This window comes from Candidatus Nitrospira neuquenensis (assembly GCF_979578155.1).
The window spans coordinates 65,614-85,660 of record NZ_CEFZDU010000001.1 but is presented as its reverse complement, the minus strand read 5'-3'; the positions used below and the strand labels follow the sequence as shown (position 1 = coordinate 85,660).

Below are 20,047 nucleotides of genomic sequence, written 5' to 3'. Positions count from 1 at the left end.
GTGACGTCCCGCGCCCCGTCCCGCACGAACGCCGCCTCCCGGTCCGGGGCTGATCGCGCCCGGCTCCGCCGGATCCTGTCGGCGCTCGACCGCGCAATCGCCGAACCCCGCGTGGAGCTCGCGCACCGGACGCCCTGGCAGTTGCTCGTCGCGACGATCCTCTCCGCCCAGTGCACCGACCAACGGGTGAACGAGGTGACGCCGGCGCTCTTCGAGCGCTATCCGGGACCGCGCGAGATGGCCGCGGCCGAGCCGGGGGACCTGGAGGCGCTGATCCGGCCGACCGGCTTTTTCCGCAGCAAAGCGCGAAGCCTCATCGGCTGCGGACGCGCGATCGTCGAGCGGTGCGGGGGACGGGTGCCCGACACGATGGCGGAGCTCGTCACGCTCCCCGGCGTCGGTCGCAAGACGGCCAACGTGCTGCTCGGCGCCTGTTTCGGGAAGCCCGCGGTCGTCGTGGACACCCACGTCAAGCGCGTGGCGCGCCGGCTCGGTCTGGCCCGGAGCGAGGATCCTGACAAGATCGAAGCTGAGCTGCAGCGGGCCCTTCCCGAGCATCGGTGGACGTCCGGCTCCCAGCGGTTGCTCTTGCACGGCCGGTACGTCTGTCTCGCGCGCAACCCCAAGTGCGGCGAGTGCGCCGTCTACGCCGACTGCGCCTGGCCGGGAAAGAGACCGACATGATCCGCAGCATGACCGGATACGGACGGAGGGAAGCGGCGAGCCCCTACGGGTCCGTCGTCGTGGAGGCGCGGTCGGTCAACCATCGCTTCTGCGAGATCGTCATCCGTCTGCCGAGACCGCTGGGCTTTCTGGAGGAAGATCTCAAGCGTCTGGTGCAGGGCCGTTGTGCGAGGGGGCGCATCGAGTTGGTGGTCTCCCTGTCCCGAGAGATCGAAGGCCGGCGCCGCCTGAGCCTTGACCGGTCGCTGGCCAAGCAGTACCATCACCTGCTTCGGGAACTTCAGAAGACGCTGCGCCTGCCCGGGGCGGTGGACGTGGCCCTCCTCGCCGGTCTGCGGGACCTGGTGTCCGTCGTCGAGGAACCGGCGGACCCACGGCCGCTCAAGGGTCTGGTCGGCCGATTGGCCAAGGGCGCGATCGCCGACCTCGACGCCATGCGGCGGCGGGAGGGGGCCGCCCTGGAGCGCGACGTGCGGCGGCGGCTCGAGACCGTCGGCGGGGAGGCCCGGTTGATCGGCGAGCGCACGCCCCTCGCGGCGAGGGAGGCCTTCGAGCGCATGAAAGCCAGGGTGCAGGCGTTGTTGGCCCCGGACGTCCCGGACCATGCCCGCCTGACCCAGGAGCTGGCCCTCTACGCCGAGCGCGGAGACGTGAGCGAGGAATTGACGAGGCTGGAATCGCACGTGAGCCAGTTCGCGGCGGCGTTGAAGGGCCGGGAGCCGGTCGGCCGGACCCTGGACTTCCTGCTGCAGGAGATGGGGCGGGAGGTCAACACGATCGGCTCGAAGGCCAACGATGCCGAGATCGCGGGCCGCGTGGTCCGCCTCAAGGGCGAGCTGGAGAAGATCCGCGAGCAGGTCCAGAACATCGAGTAGGCAGAGGCCGCCGGCACCGGAGGGCCTCGACCGCGGGACGGGAAGGTCATGGAGCGCAAGGGGCTGCTGTTCGTCGTGTCCGCGCCGTCCGGGGCCGGCAAGACCACGTTGTGCAAGGAGGTCGTGACCCTGGTCCCCGGCCTGCGCCACTCGATCTCGTACACGACCCGGAAACCGCGACCGAATGAGGTGCACGGCCGGGAGTATTACTTCGTGGACGAGACGACTTTCCAGGCCATGGTCGCGCGGAACGAGTTCGCCGAGTGGGCGCCGGTCTACGGGAACCTGTACGGCACGCCGCGCCGCGGGTTGACCGACCTGATGGATCAGGGCTTGGACGTGCTCCTGGAGATCGACTCGCAGGGAGCGATGCAAATCAAAAGAAAGTACGAGGACGGCGTCTATATTTACATCCTGCCGCCCTCGATGGAAGCCCTTCGAGCGAGGCTCCTGCAACGGGGCTCGGACTCGCCGGAGGAGATCGCGCGTCGTCTCCAGAAGGCCCGGGAGGAGGTCTGGAGCTACCGCGAGTATTCCTACATCGTGCGCAACGACGACATGAAGCAGGCGTTGAAGGAGCTGGAGGCGATCATCCTGGCCGAGCGGACGAGGACCAAACGGCTGGACATCGCCTGGCTGGAGGAGCAGTTCATCCGAGACAAGGACGAGAAGCCGGTGGACCGGAGCGTCACCGGCACCACCTGAAGAAAGGAACCGACGATGATCGATGCGCTGTCTTTGCTGCCGGAGTACGCACCGGAGCGGTTCGATTCGCGTCACCGACTGGTGATCGCCGCCTCTCAACGGGCCAAGCACCTGATGCAGGGCGCCCGCCCGTCGGGGCAATCCCGGTTCACGAAGGAAACGACGATCGGCCTCGACGAGGTCCTGCGCGGCCAGGTGCCCTTCCTGATCGGTAAGGAGGCGCGGCAGGCCATGAAGGAAGCCAAGCGCGGCGTCGAGCACGAAATGGAGCGCGTCGGGCTGGCGCCGGCCGACGAGGACGGGCGGGAGATCAAGAAAGACCTGAGCGTCTACGTGGACGACTCCGTCGCGGCGGGAGAGGCGGAGGGTGAAGAATAACCCGTCGGAGGGAACGAGGGGCGACGCCGGCCGGCTCCGCGGGAAGCGGATCGTGCTGGGCGTCTGCGGCAGCATCGCTGCGTACAAGGCCGTGGGCCTCCTGCGCGCGCTCGTCGAGGAGGGGGCGGAGGTGTCCGTCGTGATGACGGAGTCAGCCCGCCGCTTCGTCGCCCCCCTGACCTTCGAGGTCCTGTCCCGCCATCCGGTGGCGACCGACCTCTTCGACGCGCCCACGCCCCTGCCGCACCTGACCCTGGCGGACCAGGCCGACCTCCTGGTGATCGCGCCGGCCACGGCCAACCTCCTCGCCAAAGCCGCGCTCGGCCTGGCGGACGATCTCCTGAGCGCGATGCTCCTGGCCACGCCCAGGCCGCTGGTGATCGCTCCCGCCATGGACGGGGACATGTGGAGCCACCCCGCCGTGCAGGCCCACGTGCGCGCCCTGCGGGAGCGCGGCGCCGTCGTCATCGAGCCGGAGGAAGGTCCGCTGGCCTCCGGACGGATCGGGCGGGGCCGACTGGTCGAGGAATCGGTGATCCTCGGGGCGATCAGCGGCAAGCTGGCCGCCCGGCAGGACTGGGCGGGCGAGCGGGTGTTGGTGTCCGCCGGCCCGACGCAGGAGGCCATCGACCCCGTGCGCTTCATCTCCAACCGCTCATCGGGGAAGATGGGCTATGCGGTCGCGCGGGCGGCCGTTGAGCGGGGCGCCGAGGTGGTGCTGGTCAGCGGTCCCACCGCCCTGGCTCCGCCGGCCGGCGTGGAGCTGGTGCCGGTGGTGACGGCCGAGGAGATGGCCAAGGCCCTCACCCTTCGCTTCGACTGGGCCACGGTGCTCGTCATGGCGGCGGCCGTGGCGGATTTTCGTCCCCGCCGGCCCGCCGCCCGCAAGGTCAAGAAAGCCGCCGACCCCTGGCGGTCCCTCGACCTGGAGCCGACGACGGACATTCTCGCGACCCTCTCGCAGAAACGCACCTCCCAGGTTCTGGTCGGCTTCGCCGCCGAGACCGACGAGCTGCTGCCCCATGCCAGAATGAAGCTGGAGCGCAAGGGGCTGGACCTGATCGTCGCCAACGACGTGACGATCGAGGGCGCAGGGTTCGGCTCCGATTCCAACGCGGCGGTGCTCCTCGACCGCTTGGGCCGCGAGACCGCGGTGCCCCTCATGCCAAAGCGGGCGCTGGCGGACCGGATTCTCGACGTCGCACTCGAACTGCGGCGGACCCCACGACCGGGGTCTTGACCGGAGGCCGCCGATGCCGGCCGATGCCCCGCGTCCCTCCAGCCCCCAAATCCGGAGTCTCCAGCGTCAACTCGCCAAGGACCCCGGTTCGAAGGCCTTCCTCCCCCTCGCGGAGGAGCTGGCCAAGATCGGGCGATTCGCGGAGGCCGCCGCCCTGATCGAGCAGGGCCTCACGCGCTATCCGACCTTCATCCTGGCACGGGCGGCGTTGGGGCGGATCTACCACCAGGCGGGCGACCGGGCCAAGGCGAAGGCGGTGTTGGAAGAGGCGGTGCGGCTGAGCCCGGAAAACCTGCTGGCGCATCGGACTCTGGCCCGCATCTACCTCGACGAGCGGGCCGTTGAATCCGCCGGGCGTTCCTGCGCCGTGCTCCTGGCGGCCAACCCGAGTGACCCCGACGCGCGAGCGCTCCGGGAGCTGATCGAGTCGGCCGCTTCCGCTGGACCGGCGACATCGGCGTCGAGCGAGGCGTCCGGCCATCCCGCGGCGGGCGTTTCCCTCGAGGGCCGAGGCCGACCGGAGCGGGAGCGGAAGGTGGAGGCACTGACTGCCTGGCTGGCGCGCATCCGCGAACGGAGAGCCTGAGGTCGGGCTCCTTCGCCGTTTGACCCGGGAAGGGTCGCTTGCTACAATAGCCGACTTGCTCGGAGCCGGATCGGGCTCGACGACGGGCGTTGCGACGGAAGGCCATGACGAACAAGCCGTTTCGGGTGCTCGTGCTCCATGGTCCCAACCTGAACCTGCTGGGCCAGCGGGAGCAGTCCGTCTATGGGAGGATGACGCTGGGTGAGGTGAACCGCGCGCTCATAGACCTGGCGAAGCGGGAGGGCGCCGAGCTGGACATCCGGCAATCCAACAGCGAAGGGGAGCTGGTGACCTGGATCCAGGAGGCGCGCGGGCGCTTCGACGCGATCGTGATCAACCCCGCCGCCTACACCCACACGAGCGTGGCCATCCGCGACGCCCTCGCCGCGGTGGACCTGCCGGCCGTGGAAGTGCACCTGAGCAACATCTACAAGCGCGAGCGATTCCGACACCGCTCGCTGATCGCCGGCGTGGCTCTCGGGCAGGTGTCCGGCTTCGGACCGGCCGGCTACCTGCTCGCCCTACGGGCCGCCGTCGAGCACCTGAGAACCGCCGGGGCGGCCGGGCCGGCGTGACGACAGACATTCTGACCAAGGGAGGCGACCGTTCGTGATTTCGACGGCTGAGTTCCGCAACGGGGCGCGCATCGCGCTGGACGGCGAGCCCTACTACATCGTGGAGTTCCAGCACGTGAAACCGGGCAAGGGCGGCGCGTTCGTCCGCACCAAGCTCAAGAGCCTCAAGACGGGCAACGTGCTCGACCGTACCTTCCGCTCCGGCGAGCGGTTCGACGAGCCGGACCTCGAGGAGCGCGACATGCAGTTCCTCTACGCCGCCGGCGACGCCTACACCTTCATGGACACCGAAACCTTCGAGCAGTTCACCTACGAGAAGAAGCAGCTCGGGGAGAACGCGGACCTGCTCAAGGAGAACATGGTGGCGAAGATTCTCATCCACGAGCACCGGCCCATCGCCGTGGAGCTGCCGATCTTCATCGAGCTGAAGGTCGTGGATGCGGAGCCCGGCGTCCGCGGTGACACCGCGTCCGGCGGCACCAAGCCCGCCGTGGTGGAGACCGGCGCCGTGATCAAGGTCCCCCTCTATCTCGAGGTTGGGGAGGTCATCAAGATCGACACGAGAACCCGCGAATACGTGGAGCGCGTACGGTGAGCGCTCGCCGCCGCGTCCAGCCGAGGCGGGGAGGTCCGCGCCCGCCCGATGTCTCCGCGGTCCCGGTCCGGCCGGCCGAGCGTCCGGGCGCGGCGGCCTCCGGCGCCGTTCGCCGCCGCGAGCTGCAGGAGCTGATCGATCTTCTCAAGCAGCACAACCTAGCCGAGCTCGAGGTGGAGGCCGACGGCTTCCGGGTCCGCCTCGTGCGGGAAGCGGCGCCCGCGCCGTCCGTGGCCTGGGAGGGAGCGACGAGCGCGATGGACGCGCCCTCCGAAAGCCAGCCGCTCCTGCCCGTCAAGGACGGCGGGGGGATGGTGACGGTCACCTCGCCCATCGTCGGGACGTTCTATCGCGCTCCCTCGCCGGATGCCGACCCCTACGTCGAGGAGGGCGATTTCGTCAAGAAGGGACAGGTCCTCTGCATCGTCGAGGCAATGAAGCTCATGAACGAGATCGAGGCCGAGGTGGACGGACGGGTCGTCAAGATCCTCGCGGAGAGCACCAAACCCGTCGAGTACGGGCAGCCGCTGTTCCTGATCGACCCGGCCCCCGCCTCCTGACGCGCCAACCACGACCGGGGTCCGCCTTGTTCAAAAAAATCCTCGTCGCCAACCGTGGGGAGATCGCGCTGCGGGTGATCCGCGCCTGCAAGGAACTCGGCATCCGCACGGTGGCGATCCACTCCGAGGCCGACGCCGGCGCCCTCCACGTCCGCCTCGCCGACGAGCACGTCTGCGTCGGGCCCGCCGAGGACGCCCTCAGCTACCGGAACATCCCCAACGTCCTCAGCGCCGCCGAGATCACGGGAGCGGAGGCCATCCATCCCGGCTACGGCTTCCTGTCCGAGAATGCCCACTTCGCGGAGGTCTGCGAGTCCGTCGGCGTCAAGTTCATCGGGCCGACCTCGGAAAACATCGCGCTCATGGGGGACAAGGCCAAGGCCCGGGAGATCATGGCCCGCCACGGGCTGCCGGTCTTGCCGGGCAGTCCGGGCGAGCTGCGGAGCGAGCAGGACGCGATGGACGCCGCGCGCAAGATCGGCTTCCCGGTCATCATCAAAGCATCGGCCGGGGGCGGCGGCCGCGGGATGCGGGTGGTCAACAAGGAGGAGGACCTGGTCCGCGCGTTCCAGGCCGCGCAGGCCGAAGCCAAGGCCACCTTCGGCCACGAGGGCGTCTACCTGGAGCGGTATTTCCTCGAACCGCGCCACATCGAGGTCCAGGTCCTCGCCGACGAGCGGGGCCGGGTCGTCTTCCTGGGCGAGCGGGATTGCTCCATCCAGCGCCGGTACCAGAAGCTGGTCGAGGAGACGCCCTCGCCCGCGGTGGACGAGCGGCTGCGCCGCGAGATGGGGCGCGTGGCGGTGGAAGCGGTCCGCGCGGTGCACTACCGCAACGCGGGCACCGTCGAGTTCCTGTTGGACAAGGACCAGAAGTTCTACTTCATGGAGGTCAACGCCCGCATCCAGGTGGAGCACCCGATCACGGAGATGGTCACCGGCATCGACCTGATCAAGGAGCAGGTCCGCATCGCCGCCGGCCAACCCCTGGCGTTCAAGCAGCAGGACATCCGCCTGACCGGCCACAGCTTCGAGTGCCGCATCAACGCCGAGTGTCCAGAGAAATTCACGCCCTGCCCCGGCCGGATCACGCGCTACCACCCGCCCGGCGGCTTCGGGGTCCGGGTGGACTCGGCCATGGAGTCCGGGACGACCGTCGTGCCCTACTATGACTCGATGATCGCCAAGCTGATCACCCACGGCCGTGACCGTGAGGAGGCCATGGGACGGATGCGGCGCGCGCTGGACGAGTTCGTCGTCGAGGGCATCAAGACGACCATCCCGCTCCACCGCCGCATCTTCAACGACGCCGAGTTCCAGAAGGGCCGGGTCTCGACGGGATTCCTCGAACGGTTCCTCGCCAACAACCCCGCATGACCCCCGCTCTCCTGTACCCTCCCGGCGCTGGCCCTCCGGGTCGCCGATGACGCGCGGACACGACGGAACCCGCGTCGGGCTCGGCGGTCTCTGCGTCATCCTCGATCGGCGCGCGGCTGGCCGGCGCGATCTGCTCGACGTGTTGCAGCGGGCCGCGGCGGGCGGCGCGCGGTTCTTCCAGTACCGGGCCAAGGGGCTCGCCACGGGAGAGGCCTGGCGCGAAGCGGCGCGCCTGCGGCGCGCCGCGGCCGACTGCGGCGCCCTCTTCATCGTCAACGACCGGTGCGACCTGGCCCTGGCGGTCGAGGCCGACGGCGCCCATCTCGGCCAGGCCGACCTGCCGATCCGCGCCGCCCGCGCGCTCCTCGGCCCGGACCGGCTCATCGGCGCCTCCACCCATTCCGCCGAGCAGGTCCTTGCGGCGACGCGGGAGGGCGCGGACTACGTGGGGTTCGGCCCGATCTTCGACACGGGGACCAAGCCCGACCATGAGCCGCTCGTCGGCCTGGAGGGCCTGCGGAAGGTTCGGCCGCTGACCCCCCTGCCGCTGCTGGCCATCGGGGGCATCGGACTCGACCGCGCGGGCGAGGTGATGGCCTGCGGCGCCGACGGCATCGCGGTGATCGCGGCGGTGCTCGGCGCGCCCGACATCGAAGCGTCGGTCAGGGCCTTCCTGGCCATCCTGCGGCGATGAGGGTGGCCGCCTGCTGGATCGCCGGATCCGCCGCGAGCGTCGCGACGCCCTTCTCCCATCCCAGCGCGAAGTCCTTAACGTCGGGAAGGGGACCCAGCACCGGCACCCCGCTCCGCTCGCCCAGAAGCTCCCGCGTCGACCGTTCCTGTTCCCCAGCCCACTCGCCGGCGGGTTCACGCGTCGGGCGATTGAGCAGGAGCGCGACGACGGGAGGGCCGGCTGCCCGCAGCGCCTCCAGGGTGAGGAGGGCGTGGTTGACGCCGCCGAGCCCGGCCCGACCGACGACCAGGACGGGGAGGCCGAGCCGCCGGATCAGGTCCCGAACATCGGCCTCCGGCGTGAGAGGAACGAGCAGCCCGCCCACTCCTTCAACGAGCAGGAAGGCATGTCGCCGGGCCAGGGCTTCGTAAGCCCGGACGACCGCCTCGAGGTCCACCGCGGACCCGGTCCGTCTCGCTGCGGCGAGGGGAGCGAGGGGGGCGGGGAAGCGGCAGGGACTGACCTGGTCGAGAGGATCGCGGGAACCCGCCGCGGCGAGCAGGCGGGCGGCGTCGGATGCGGGACCGTCGCCGCTACCGGCCTCGATCGGTTTCATCACTCCGACATCGACGCCTCGGCGGACGAGCGCGACGGCGAGCGCCGCGGTCACCGCCGTCTTGCCGACCCCCGTATCCGTCCCGGTGATGAAACAGCCGCGGTCCATGGGGCGCCGTCAGAGCGGGCGACTGTCGAGGTTCCAGACCTGACCCGAGGCGCCGCGCAGGAGCGCCAGGTGGAAGACGGCGCGCCCCACCTCCTCCAACTCGACGGTCCGCCCGAGCAGATGGTCCTTTAGCCCCTCCGGTCCGGGAAAGGCCTCGCCGGCCAGCTCGGTTTGTTGCCAGCCGGGCAGGAGCAGGTTGACGCGCACGCCGCCGGGTCCCCATTCGCGGGCGGCGGTCCGGGCCAGGCCGAGGAGTCCGGCCTTCGACGCGGCATAGGCTGCCAGGCCGACCGCGCCCTGCATCCCGGCCATGGAGCCGAGGATGATGACCGCGCCGTCGCGCCGGGCCAGCATGAGCGGCGCCGCCGCCCTCAGACAGTGGAAGGTGCCGGTCAGGTTCGTCTCGACGACCGTGCACCACTGTGCCTGGTCCGTGCGGAGGACGAGGGAGGCCCCGGTCTGGGCCGCCCCGCAGACGAGGGCGTCGAGGCGCCCCCAGCGCTCGGCCAGGACGCCGACCATGCGCTCGACCTGCGCGTGGTCCCGGACGTCCGCCTGGAGCGGGAGGGACGCGCCCCCGAGATCGGCCACGAGAGCGGCCGTGTCCTCCGCCTCGCGCCGGCGGTCCCTGTAGTGCACGCCGACATGCCAGCCCGCCCGACCGAACTCCAGGCAGACCGCGCGGCCGATGCCGCGGGAGCCGCCGGTGACGAGCACGACGCGGCGGGCGTCGTCGGGGCGAGAAGGTGGCGTGTCCATGGTGATCGGGAACGGCGCGTCATTATTCCCGTCCGGGCCGAAGAAAGGCAAGTGGACCGGGCCGCGCGGCTTGCCGGGTTCCCCGCACTTGTGGTACATAGCTCCGGGCCCGTCATCGACCGACCCCGTGAAGAGGAGTCGCCCTATGTGGATCATCGTTCTCGTGCTCGCCGGGTGGCTGGGCATCTGGGCCGTCGACTCGGCCGCGGCGTCCGAGCCGAAGACCATCTCCGACGGAGAGCAGTATTTCCCCGATTCGCCCGGCAGCCGGTGGCAGTACCGCGGACAGGTGGTCGAGGGGCCCATGCAGGCGGTCGCGGCCAAGGGCTTCGTCAACGTCTCCACCGTCAAGGGGAGCGAGACGATGCAGGGCATGTCCGTCACGGTGTTCCATGACACGAACCCCGGGAACCACGGCCCGCAGAAGAGCTTCTACCGGCGCGACGCCGCCGGCATCGTCTACTACGGCTCGGACCCGGGGACGCCGCTGGAGAAGCAGCTCGTGCCCTACCAGATCGTGCGGTTCCCGCTGACCACGCCCTCCTCCTTCCAGCAGTTCGACCGGAAAGGGCTGGACTTCGGCAACGACCTGGACGGGGACGGGACGAACGAGAAGGTGGACGTGGAGGCCACGGTCAGCGTGGTCGGCCAGGAGCCGGTGACCGTGCCGGCCGGCCAGTACGCGGACGCGGTGCGGATCGAGGCTCGGATGGTCCTGCGGATCCACTTCACGGAGGCGGGCCAGACCGCCGTGGGCACCGACGTGATGACCGCCTGGTTCGCGAAGGGCGTCGGACTGGTGAAGTACGTGGAGCGGCAGGAGCTGCCGCCCTTCCGCAACGAGCGCGGGTTCGTCTCCGAGATCACCGAGGAGTTGGAGGAGGCGAAGGTCGCAGCCGCGCCTTCCGCCTCACTCGGCGGGGGCGAAGCCGCGCCGAAGCGTGTTCTCCGTCACCACGCGCGCGACCAGGAATTCGCGCAGGTAGTCCGCGCCGCCCGCCTTGGTGCCCAGCCCCGATAGGTGGTGCCCGCCGAAGGGCTGGCGCCCGACCAGCGCTCCCGTGATCGGCCGGTTGATGTAGAGGTTGCCCACGTCGAAACGCTCCCGCGCCAGGGCGATGTGCCGAGGGCTGCGGGAGTAGAGCCCGCCGGTCAGGGCGTAGGACGTGGCGTTCGCCAGGTCCAGCGCCTCCGCGAAGCTCCCCGCGCGCATCACCGCCAGCACCGGCCCGAAGATCTCCTCCCGCGCGAGCCGGTGGTCCGGCCCGATCTCCGCGAAGACCGCCGGCCCCACGAAGTACCCCTCCCGCTCGGGCGCCGGTGCCTCGACGACCAGCCGACCTTCCTGTTTGCCGATGGCAAGGTACTCGCGCACCTTCGCGAGGGCGCGGCCGTCGATCATCGGTCCCAGGCGGTGGCCGGGGTCCTCCGGCGGACCGACGCGCAGGCTCAGGACCGCCTCGGTCAGGCGTCTCAGGAAGAGGTCGTGGACCGCTTCGTGCACGATCGCGCGCGAGCAGGCCGAGCACTTCTGTCCCTGGTAGCCGGTGAAGGAGGCGACGACGCCGGCCACCGCCTCGTCCAGGTCGGCGGACTCGTCCACGATCACCGCGTTCTTCCCCCCCATCTCCGCGATCACCCGGGGAATGGTCCGCCGGCCCGGCGCGATCCTGGCCGCGCGCGACAGGATATCGAGGCCCGCGGCGGCCGAGCCGGTGAAGGCGATCACGTCCGGGCCGGCCTCGACCAACGCCCGGCCCACCTCCGGTCCGCCGGGGAGGAGTTGCAGCGCCGCGTCGGGCACGCCGGCCTCGGCCAGGATTTGCCCCAGCAGGAGGCCCGTCACGGGAGCGCGCTCGGAGGGCTTGAAGAGGACGGGGTTGCCGGTCACGAGCGCCGCCGACACCATGCCGCAGGGGATGGCGAGGGGGAAATTCCAGGGGGCGATCACCACGGCGATCCCGCGCGGGGCATAGCCGAGCAGGTTCAGCTCGCCGGGCTCCGAGCCGAGGCGGGCGGGGCGGGCGAGCCGGCGCATCTGTGCGGCGTAGTACTCCAGGAAGTCGATCGCTTCCGCGACGTCCGCGTCGGCCTCCCGCCAGGGCTTGCCGACCTCGAACACCTCCCAGGCCGCGAGCTCGAACCGGCGGGCGCGGAGGATCTCGGCCGCCCGGACCAGCACGGCCGCCCGTTCCTCCGGGCCCCGCTCGCGCCACGGGGCGGCCTGAGCGCGGGCGGCCTCCACCGCCCCCGCCACCGCGGAGGGGGAGCAGGCCCGCAGTCGGCCGATCACCTCGGAGGGGGCGGCGGGGTTGACGGAGACCATCTCCGGCCCGTCCGGCGGACGACCGGTGGCGGTGCGATAGGCGTGGGACCGTCCGAGCCGTCGTCTGACCTCGGCCAGCGCATGTGCCATCCGTTCCCGGGCCTCGGCCTTGGAGAAATCGGCGTGGGGCTCGTTGCGGAAGGCATCGGGGGGGGCCTCAGGTTCGGCCGCCGCCGTCGGCCCCGCCTCGGGGGGCGAGGGGCGGGGCGGCTCCAGGAGCCGCTCGAGGGGGACCGCCTCGATGTAGCGCTGTCGCAGGAAGGACTCGTTGGCCGTGTTCTCCAGCAAGCGCCGGACCAGGTAGGCCATGCCGGGAATCAGCTCGCCCACCGGGGCGTAGATGCGGAGTCGCCGCGGCAGCCTCGTCACCGCCTCCTGGAGCGGCTCGGCCATGCCGTAGATCATCTCGTACTCATAGGCGGCGGAGTCCAGCCCCGCTGCGCGGGCCGCCGCCTCCGCGTGGGCGAGGGTGCGCAGGTTGTGGGTGCCGAAGGCCGGCTTGACGAGGTCGGCGTGGGCGAGGAGGGTCCGGGTCATCGCCTCGTAGGCGGCGTCAGTGTCCTCCTTGCGCTCGAAGACCGGGACGGGCCAGCCCCGCTGCCGGTGCAGGACGGTTTCCGCGTCCCAATAAGCGCCCTTGACGAGCCGAATCGCGATGGGAGCGCCGCGCCGCTTGGCCCAGGCGAGCAGCCGGTCGAGGTCGCGGGCGCCCTCCTTCAAATAGGCCTGCAGCGCGAGGCCGCCGTGGGGATACCGCCGATAGGCCGGCTCGGAGAGGAGCCTGGTGAAGATGTCGAGGGTCAGGTCCTTGAGCTCCACCTGTTCCATGTCGAAGGTGATCGCGGCCGGGAGGGAGACTGCGAGGTCGAACAGGGGACGGAGTCTGGCGGCCACGGCCCGGTAACTGCCCTCCGGGTCGATAGGGTCGAGCTGGGAGTAGAGGGCGGAGAGTTTGACCGAGAGGTGAGCGCGCGGGACCGGGCCGAACTGGTCCCGCTCCAGGATCGGGGAAGCCGGCCAGGCGGTCGCGGCGGCGGCCAGCGCCTTCAAGGCCTCCAGGCAGCGGTCCCGGTACCGGTCGGCCTCCGGCTCGCTCACGGTCGCTTCGCCGAGGAGGTCCACGGTGAAGGCCCGGCCCGACTTCCAGAGGTCCAGCAACCTGGCCGACGCCTCCGACACCGACGCGCCGGCGATGAAGGCCCTGGCCATGCGGTCCACCTGGCCGCGGAGCGCCTTGGCGCCGAGCGTCATGCCCAGCCCCGTCGCCGTCGCGGCGCGCAGCCCCCATCCCAGAAGGCCCCCGGCGGCCTCCGTGCCCCCGAAGTATTCCTCGAACAGGCGCGCAACCTGCTCGTCCCGTCGGAGGGCCGGCAGCACATCGATGAAGCGAAAGAGTTGGACCTTGAGCGCCTCGTCCTTAAGGCCCCACTCGAGCATCGTGCCGGACCACCAGCCGTGGTCGAGCCGCGTCGGCGTCTCGCCGCCGGAGAGGGCGGCGATCTCCCTGCCGATCCGTTGAATGGCCGGTTCGAGCGACGAGTCCATCATGTCGGCACCTCACGCGTTCCGGGCGGCGCGCCCATCCGTGTCAGTATACACCACGCACCCCCTTGAAATGCCCGGCCGGCTCGGCTATGATGGGTCCGCTTTTTGTCCGGATCGGGCGTTTTCTCAAAAAGACCCTAAGTGATATCTGCAGGAGGAAGAGCGGTGGAGCAGAAGCGACCCCAGTGGGATTACCCCGTCATCGTGCTGTTCATCGTCATCAGCTTGACCACGGCCGTGGCCGTGCCGCTGTACTGGTACCACTACGGCTTCACGTGGCTGGACTGGACGATGTTCGGGGTGTTGTACATGGTGAGCGGGCTGGGCATCACCGTCGGCTACCACCGACTGATCTCCCACCACAGTTTCGAGTGCCCCGACTGGGTCAAGGCCTGCCTGCTGGTCGCGGGCGGATGGGCGTTGGAGAACTCCGCGCTCCGCTGGTGCGCCGACCACATCCGGCACCACGCGCGCTGCGACAAGGAAGAGGACCCCTACAACGCGACCAAGGGGTTCTGGTACAGCCACTGCGGGTGGATTTTCATGAAGTCGCCCTACCGCGAGGAGAAGTACGAGAGCCGGCTCCGCAAGGATCCCGTCATCATGTGGCAGCACCGGAACTACGTGCCGATCGTCCTCTCGGGGCTCGCCCTGCCCTTCGTCGTCGGGTCGCTCTACGGTGGCGTGCGGGTCGGCCTGGGCTGTTTCCTGCTCGCCGGCGTCTGCCGGACCTTCCTGGTCCTGAACTCGACGTTCTGCATCAACTCCATCTGTCACCTCTGGGGCGCGCAGCCCCACGGCCAAGCCGACAGCAGCCGCGACAGTTGGTGGGTGTCCTTGATCACCTTCGGCGAGGGCTACCACAACTACCACCATACCCACCTCCGGGACTACCGCAACGGCCCCAAGTGGTACAACTTCGACCCGTCGAAGTGGCTCATCTTCGGCATGTCGAAGCTCGGTCTTGCCTCCAACCTGCAGCGCTCCACCTGACCGCCGCCCGCGGGGCGCCCCGTGCGAGAGGACCGCGGCGAGGGCGCGCATCGTCTGACGCCCGGGGGGGGCGAATTGTGTCCGCCGCGGGTGCTGTGTTAGGCTTTGCCTGCCGCGGTCAAACCGAAGCCGGTCGCGGCTCGGTGCACGGAGGGAGACGCATGGCGGAATCGGCAGGAGCTCAGGGCGGTCCGGGACAGGCCAAGGAGAACCCCGTTCCCGGCGTCCGGCACATCATCGCGATCAGCAGCGGCAAGGGCGGCGTGGGCAAATCCACGGTATCGGCGAACGTCGCCGTCGCACTGCACCACGCCGGCTTCCGCGTCGGCCTGATGGACGCCGACGTCTACGGCCCGAACATCCCGATCATGATGGGCGTCTCCAGGGAGCCCATGCAGCAGGACGGCAAGATCCTTCCCGCCGAGAGCCACGGCGTCAAGCTCATTTCGATGGGGTTCTTCGTGCCGGAAGAGACCGCCGTCGTCTGGCGGGGGCCGATGGTCCATACGGCCATCCAACAGTTCTTCCGCGACGTCCTCTGGGGCGAGCTCGACTACCTGCTCGTGGACCTGCCGCCGGGGACCGGCGACGCGCAGTTGACGCTCTCGCAGGTCGTGCCGATGACGGGGGCCGTCACCGTCACCACCCCCCAGGAAGTCTCCCTCCACGACGTGCGCAAGGGCCTCATGATGTTCCGGAAGGTGAACGTGCCGCTGCTGGGCCTCGTCGAGAACATGAGCTACTTCGTCTGCGGCCATTGCGGCGAGCGGACGGAAATCTTCGCGCACGGCGGGGGCGAACGGGCCGCGCAAAAACTCGGCATTCCCTTCCTGGGCCGGATTCCCATCGATCCGGCGATCCGGGCGGGCGGGGACGCCGGCGTCCCGATCGTCGTAGCCGACCCCGCTTCTCCTCAGACGGCGGCCTTCAAGCAGATCGCCGCCGGCCTGGTCACGCAGGTGGAGGCGGTGACGTCGGCCCGTGGCGGCGGCAGCCCCCTGGAGAGCCTGCTCGGCAAGATCACGCGACCGACCTGATCATTCTCGATCAACGCAGGAGGACTCATGGCGGACTTCGTGAGAGTCGCGGGTACCGCGGACCTGGCGCCGGGCTCCGGGACGGTGGCGGAGGTGAACGGCCGGTCCATCGCCCTCTTCAACGTCGGCGGGGCCTTCTACGCCATCGACAACACCTGCGTCCATCGCGGGGGACCGCTCGGCGAGGGCGAGCTGGAGGGGGAGGAAGTGACCTGCCCCTGGCATGCCTGGCGGTACAACGTGAAGACGGGCGCGTGCACGACCAACCCTTCGGCCTGCGTGAAGTCCTATCCCGTCACGGTCGAGGGGGCCGACGTGAAGGTCCGGCTCTAGCCGGGCCTTCAGGCGGCATCGCCTCCCCCAGGCGCCCCGGACAGCTCGCGGCCCGACCCGCTCTCTGGAGGTCCCATGACCGTCCCTGCCCCCGACCCGATCGAGACCACGGACACGCTGGTCCGGCTCTACGTCTTCCTGACCCAGTACCTCGACCGGTGCCTGGATGAGGCGGCGCGGCAGTCGTTCCCCGAACAGGAGCTGCGGCGACACCTGACCGACACCAGGACCAAGCTGGACGGAATGCTCGCGGTCAATCCCGTCGTACGGAACAAGGTCGAGCAGGAATGCGAGCGCATCCTCTCGCTCGGCGCCGCCTGCCTGAAACAGGACGGCGCGGCGGTGCGGGCGGAGGTGCCCCGCGAGCGCGCCGTCCTGCGGAGCAAGACCCTGGCCCTGAGCGATCTGCTCGCCGTCTTCCGGGCGCAGAAACCTTGAGCCCGCGTTCCTCATGGCGGCGCGGATCGTCGAGAAGCATCAGCTCGCCGGCCTGGACGAGCGCGAGCGCGGGTTCAGCCGGCTGGTGGAGGTGGAGCAGACCGACGGGGGCTGCCGCGCGATCCTCCGCTACGAGGCCCTCAGGGTCGAGACCGGCCCGGCCGCCGGCGTCGCGGCGGCGATCGAGGAGCTGATCCGGCTCCTCCACGAGCGGGGCTTCCGGCAGCTCCGGAGCCGGCCGAGTTTCCGCGGCGACGTCTATCTGGGCAGTCAAGAACTCTGGGTGGACTATGCGGACCCCGCCAGAGGGGGATTCTGGCGACGACTTCTGGCCCGGCTGGGCCGCTGAGCGCCGCCGGCCGCCGTGCTTGGGAAGGGCGCATGAGCTTCATCCCGCTCGATGAGGTGCGGTCCAGGCGTGGGGCCTCGGCCGCGCGCCCCGGCGCCGGACGGCTCCCGTCCTGGTTCAAGGTCCGGCTGGCCCATGGTCAGGATTTCCGCGACCTCCGCACCATCCTCGACGGCCTCGGCCTGCACACGATCTGCGAGGAGGCCCGCTGTCCGAACATCTGGGAGTGTTGGAACCACCGGACCGCGACCTTCCTGATCCTCGGCGACATCTGCACCAGGCGCTGCCGGTACTGCGCGGTCGCCACGGGACGGCCGCACGCCCCGGACCATGGCGAGCCCGAACGGGTGGCCCGCGCCGTCCGGGCGATGGGGCTCCGGCACGCGGTCATCACGTCGGTCAACCGGGACGAGTTGGAGGACGGCGGCGCGGCCCTGTTCGCGGAGACGATCCGCGCGATCCGTCGGCTGACTCCCTCCTGCGCCGTGGAGGTGCTGGTGCCGGACTTCGAGGGGAGCGAGGCGGCGCTGGCGACGGTCGCGGCCGAACGGCCCGAGATCCTGAACCACAACATCGAGACGGTGCCGCGCCTCTTCCCGATCCTCAGGCCCCAGGGCAAATACCGGCGGTCCGTCGAATTACTGGACCGCGCGAAGCGGCTCGGCTGCCGCACGAAGTCCGGCCTCATCGTCGGCATGGGAGAAACGACGGAGGAGGTCCGCGGGGTGATGGCCGACCTCCGGGCGGTCGGCTGCGAGATCCTCACGATCGGCCAGTACCTGCAACCGACCCGGGAGCACCATCCGGTCGCCCGCTTCTACCACCCCGACGAGTTCGCCGCCTTCAAGGCCGAAGGCCTGACGCTCGGCTTCACCCACGTGGAATCCGGTCCCCTGGTCCGCAGCTCCTACCATGCGGCGGAGCAGAGCGCGTCCGCATCCGCGTCGGTTGACGCGGCGCCCGGCCTTGGCTAGTATAGGCCGCGCGGAACACAGGACCATGGCCCTTGCCGAACGGGTACAGAAGCTCAAGGCGGCGGCGCGACACGCCTTCGCCATGCGGAGGGAGGGGATGCCCCTCTCGCCCGAGGAGACCCGGTTGCTGGAGAAGATCGCGACCGTCACGGTCGGCCGGCGGATGGCGGGGGCGGCGGTGCTGTTCCTGGAATCGGCCGGCCCGATGAATTTCCTCGGCAGCCAGGCGTTGCACGCGCTCACGCCCATCCTGAGCCTGGCCTGCGACGCCCGGGAAGTGGAGATCGCCGCCCGCCTCCTCGAGCGGCGCGATGCGATCGCCCGGCTCGTCGCGATGATCGAGGCCGCGGAGGCGGCGCGCCGATCGGCCCGCGCCGAGGCATCCCCTCGATGACCATCCTCGTCCTATCCCCCGGCACGCCACAGCGACGGTTTCCGGCCCGGTAAGGAGCCCGTCCATGCCGGACCATCCCCTGTCCACGATCATCGCGACCGACTGCGGCAGCACGACGACCAAGGCCATCTTGATCGAGCGGGTCGGCGACGAGTACCGCCAGACCCATCGCGGGGAGGCGCCGACCACCGTCGAGGCCCCCTTCGAGGACGTCACCCGCGGGGTGCTGAACGCCATCGCGGAGGTCGAGGAGCTGTCGGGCCGGAAGATTCTGGACGGGGAGCGGATCATCACGCCGGCGGCCGGGGACCGGCCGGTCGGCGTGGACATCTACATTTCCACGAGCAGCGCCGGCGGCGGGCTTCAGATGATGGTCGCGGGCGCGGTCCAGAGCATGACGGGGGAGAGCGCCCAGCGCGCGGCCCTCGGCGCGGGGGCCATCGTGATGGACGTCCTCGCCTCCAACGACGGCCGCCTGCCCCACGAGAAGATCGAACGCATCCGCTCTCTCCGCCCCGACATGATCCTGCTCTCCGGCGGCACCGACGGCGGCACCGTGACCCACGTCGTCGAGATGGCCGAGTTCATCGCCGCGGCCGAGCCTCGGCCCCGCCTCGGGCTGCACTACAAGCTCCCCCTGATCTACGCCGGCAACAAGGACGCGCGCGACCGCGTGAGGCAGATTTTGGGCGAGAAGACCGAGCTGGTCGTCACCGACAACCTGCGTCCCGTCCTCGAGCGGGAGAACCTGGGGCCGGCCCGCGCCAAGATCCACGACCTCTTCCTGGAGCACGTCATGGCCCAGGCGCCGGGGTACCGCAAGCTCATCGACTGGGCCGGCGCCCCCATCATGCCCACTCCGGCGGCGGTCGGCCTGATCATGCAGGCCATCGCCAAGCGGGACAACCTGAACCTGATCGGCGTGGACATCGGCGGCGCGACCACGGACGTTTTCTCGGTCTTCGGCGGGACCTTCAATCGCACGGTCAGCGCCAACCTGGGCATGTCCTACAGCATCTCGAACGTGTTCGCGGAGGCGGGCCTGGACAACATCCTGCGGTGGGTGCCCTTCACGATCGAGGAGCAGACCCTCCGCAACCGGATCAAGAACAAGATGATCCGGCCGACGACGATCCCCCAGACGCTGGACGAGCTGCAGATCGAGCAGGCCATCGCGCGCGAGGCCCTGCGGCTGGCGCTGGAGCACCACAAGTCGCTGGCCACCGGGCTCAAGGGCGTCCAGCAGGAGCGGACGATCTCGGACATCTTCGAGCAGCGCGCCTCCGGCGAGTCGCTCGTGGACATGATGGCGCTGGACCTCATCGTGGGCAGCGGCGGCATCCTCTCGCACGCGCCGCGCCGCATCCAGTCCATGGTGATGATGGTGGACGCCTACCAGCCGCTGGGCTTCACCGTCCTGTCCGTGGACAGCATTTTCATGATGCCCCACCTCGGCGTGCTCTCGACGGTGAACGAGAAGGCCGCGACCGACGTCTTCGTGCGCGACTGCATGGTCTACCTCGGCACCTGCCTCGCGCCGGTGGGGCAGGGCAAGGAGGGGGAGGCCTGCGCGGAGTTCGCCGTCCACTTCCAGGACGGGAGGCCGGTCGAACGCGACACGCTCCGCTTCGGGGAGCTGCGCCTGATCCCGCTGGGGCCGGAGCAGCGGGCGCGGGTGGACGTGCGGCCGGCCCGACAGGTGGACGTGGGGGCGGGGCGGGGCGAGTCGTTGAGTCGCGAGGTGCGCGGCGGCGTCGCCGGTCTCCTGCTCGACGGACGCGGCCGGCCGCTTGAGCTCCCGGCCGACCAGCGGGCCAGGCTCCAGGCCCTGACGAAGTGGCAGAGGGCGGTGGACCTCTATCCGACGTGAGGCAGATTGGGTTGTGAGCGCGGGGTTCCGGAGAGGTTCTACGACTCAACACGGGAAC

The 20,047-nt window shown here is 70.2% G+C and carries 23 protein-coding genes; 20 read left to right on the top strand and 3 right to left on the bottom strand.

The genetic code is table 11. The features are described from left to right. The 11 genes from nth (at position 1) to thiE (ending at position 8,268) form a co-directional block, all read left to right on the top strand. Positions 1-684 carry an endonuclease III gene (gene nth / locus AC1U7O_RS00410; RefSeq protein ID WP_479892550.1) on the top strand — a complete coding sequence of 228 codons (684 nt, stop codon included), beginning with the start codon at positions 1-3 and terminating at the stop codon, positions 682-684. Positions 685-692: 8 nt separating this feature from the next. Continuing rightward, entirely contained in the window at positions 693-1,559 is an 867-nt protein-coding gene (locus AC1U7O_RS00405) for a YicC/YloC family endoribonuclease (RefSeq protein ID WP_479892549.1), read from the top strand. A 48-nt stretch (positions 1,560-1,607) separates the two neighbouring features. Next, complete coding sequence (gmk, locus tag AC1U7O_RS00400) at positions 1,608-2,264, top strand: guanylate kinase (protein WP_479892548.1); 657 nt, start codon at positions 1,608-1,610, stop codon at positions 2,262-2,264. A gap of 15 nt (positions 2,265-2,279) precedes the next feature. Next, entirely contained in the window at positions 2,280-2,642 is a 363-nt protein-coding gene (locus AC1U7O_RS00395; protein WP_479892547.1) for a DNA-directed RNA polymerase subunit omega, read from the top strand. Then, positions 2,632-3,882, top strand: coding sequence for a bifunctional phosphopantothenoylcysteine decarboxylase/phosphopantothenate--cysteine ligase CoaBC (gene coaBC, locus AC1U7O_RS00390; protein WP_479892546.1), 1,251 nt, complete (start codon positions 2,632-2,634; stop codon positions 3,880-3,882). Before AC1U7O_RS00395 ends, coaBC begins: the two co-directional genes overlap by 11 nt. A gap of 13 nt (positions 3,883-3,895) precedes the next feature. Beyond that, positions 3,896-4,468, top strand: coding sequence for a tetratricopeptide repeat protein (locus AC1U7O_RS00385; RefSeq protein WP_479892545.1), 573 nt, complete (start codon positions 3,896-3,898; stop codon positions 4,466-4,468). A 104-nt stretch (positions 4,469-4,572) separates the two neighbouring features. Beyond that, positions 4,573-5,043 carry a type II 3-dehydroquinate dehydratase gene (gene aroQ, locus AC1U7O_RS00380; RefSeq protein ID WP_479892544.1) on the top strand — a complete coding sequence of 157 codons (471 nt, stop codon included), beginning with the start codon at positions 4,573-4,575 and terminating at the stop codon, positions 5,041-5,043. Positions 5,044-5,077: 34 nt separating this feature from the next. Beyond that, entirely contained in the window at positions 5,078-5,638 is a 561-nt protein-coding gene (gene efp, locus AC1U7O_RS00375; RefSeq protein ID WP_479892542.1) for an elongation factor P, read from the top strand. Continuing rightward, complete coding sequence (gene accB / locus AC1U7O_RS00370) at positions 5,635-6,198, top strand: acetyl-CoA carboxylase biotin carboxyl carrier protein (RefSeq protein WP_479892541.1); 564 nt, start codon at positions 5,635-5,637, stop codon at positions 6,196-6,198. The genes efp and accB overlap by 4 nt, the downstream gene beginning before the upstream one ends. Before the next feature lie 26 nt (positions 6,199-6,224). Continuing rightward, positions 6,225-7,574 (top strand): acetyl-CoA carboxylase biotin carboxylase subunit, encoded by a 1,350-nt coding sequence (accC, locus tag AC1U7O_RS00365; RefSeq protein ID WP_479892540.1) that lies wholly within the window; start codon positions 6,225-6,227, stop codon positions 7,572-7,574. Positions 7,575-7,620: 46 nt separating this feature from the next. Next, positions 7,621-8,268, top strand: a complete 648-nt coding sequence (gene thiE / locus AC1U7O_RS00360) for a thiamine phosphate synthase (protein ID WP_479892539.1) — start codon at positions 7,621-7,623, stop codon at positions 8,266-8,268. Here thiE and bioD read toward each other — a convergent pair. Together bioD and AC1U7O_RS00350 are read right to left on the bottom strand one after the other, a co-directional pair. Beyond that, positions 8,237-8,971 (bottom strand): dethiobiotin synthase, encoded by a 735-nt coding sequence (bioD, locus tag AC1U7O_RS00355; protein ID WP_479892537.1) that lies wholly within the window; start codon positions 8,969-8,971, stop codon positions 8,237-8,239. The two genes, thiE and bioD, sit on opposite strands and share 32 nt — an antisense overlap. Before the next feature lie 9 nt (positions 8,972-8,980). After that, complete coding sequence (locus AC1U7O_RS00350; RefSeq protein WP_479892536.1) at positions 8,981-9,730, bottom strand: SDR family NAD(P)-dependent oxidoreductase; 750 nt, start codon at positions 9,728-9,730, stop codon at positions 8,981-8,983. Positions 9,731-9,875: 145 nt separating this feature from the next. Between AC1U7O_RS00350 and AC1U7O_RS00345 the strand changes: the two genes are divergently transcribed. Continuing rightward, complete coding sequence (locus AC1U7O_RS00345; protein WP_479892535.1) at positions 9,876-10,751, top strand: hypothetical protein; 876 nt, start codon at positions 9,876-9,878, stop codon at positions 10,749-10,751. On the opposite strand, the gene AC1U7O_RS00340 is transcribed toward AC1U7O_RS00345, so the two are convergent. Next, on the bottom strand, positions 10,641-13,604 hold the full coding sequence (locus AC1U7O_RS00340; protein ID WP_479892533.1) for a proline dehydrogenase family protein: 2,964 nt from the start codon (positions 13,602-13,604) through the stop codon (positions 10,641-10,643). The two genes, AC1U7O_RS00345 and AC1U7O_RS00340, sit on opposite strands and share 111 nt — an antisense overlap. 162 nt (positions 13,605-13,766) lie before the next feature. Between AC1U7O_RS00340 and AC1U7O_RS00335 the strand changes: the two genes are divergently transcribed. The 8 genes from AC1U7O_RS00335 to AC1U7O_RS00300 all read left to right on the top strand — a co-directional run bounded on the left by AC1U7O_RS00335 (position 13,767) and on the right by AC1U7O_RS00300 (position 19,989). Continuing rightward, positions 13,767-14,594 carry an acyl-CoA desaturase gene (locus AC1U7O_RS00335; protein ID WP_479892532.1) on the top strand — a complete coding sequence of 276 codons (828 nt, stop codon included), beginning with the start codon at positions 13,767-13,769 and terminating at the stop codon, positions 14,592-14,594. A gap of 161 nt (positions 14,595-14,755) precedes the next feature. Beyond that, positions 14,756-15,631: an Mrp/NBP35 family ATP-binding protein gene (locus AC1U7O_RS00330; RefSeq protein ID WP_479892531.1), complete on the top strand. Its 876-nt coding sequence runs from the start codon at positions 14,756-14,758 to the stop codon at positions 15,629-15,631. 27 nt (positions 15,632-15,658) lie between these two features. Continuing rightward, positions 15,659-15,964 (top strand): Rieske (2Fe-2S) protein, encoded by a 306-nt coding sequence (locus tag AC1U7O_RS00325; RefSeq protein ID WP_479892530.1) that lies wholly within the window; start codon positions 15,659-15,661, stop codon positions 15,962-15,964. Between the two features lie 75 nt (positions 15,965-16,039). After that, the gene (locus AC1U7O_RS00320) at positions 16,040-16,402 is read left to right on the top strand and encodes a hypothetical protein (protein ID WP_479892528.1); all 363 of its coding nucleotides are present in this window, start codon (positions 16,040-16,042) and stop codon (positions 16,400-16,402) included. 13 nt (positions 16,403-16,415) lie between these two features. Then, the gene (locus AC1U7O_RS00315) at positions 16,416-16,751 is read left to right on the top strand and encodes a hypothetical protein (RefSeq protein WP_479892527.1); all 336 of its coding nucleotides are present in this window, start codon (positions 16,416-16,418) and stop codon (positions 16,749-16,751) included. 32 nt (positions 16,752-16,783) lie between these two features. After that, positions 16,784-17,725, top strand: a complete 942-nt coding sequence (gene lipA, locus AC1U7O_RS00310; RefSeq protein WP_479892526.1) for a lipoyl synthase — start codon at positions 16,784-16,786, stop codon at positions 17,723-17,725. A 25-nt stretch (positions 17,726-17,750) separates the two neighbouring features. Then, on the top strand, positions 17,751-18,119 hold the full coding sequence (locus tag AC1U7O_RS00305) for a hypothetical protein (RefSeq protein ID WP_479892525.1): 369 nt from the start codon (positions 17,751-17,753) through the stop codon (positions 18,117-18,119). Between the two features lie 64 nt (positions 18,120-18,183). Continuing rightward, positions 18,184-19,989: a glutamate mutase L gene (locus AC1U7O_RS00300; protein WP_479892524.1), complete on the top strand. Its 1,806-nt coding sequence runs from the start codon at positions 18,184-18,186 to the stop codon at positions 19,987-19,989. Positions 19,990-20,047 lie beyond the last annotated feature (58 nt).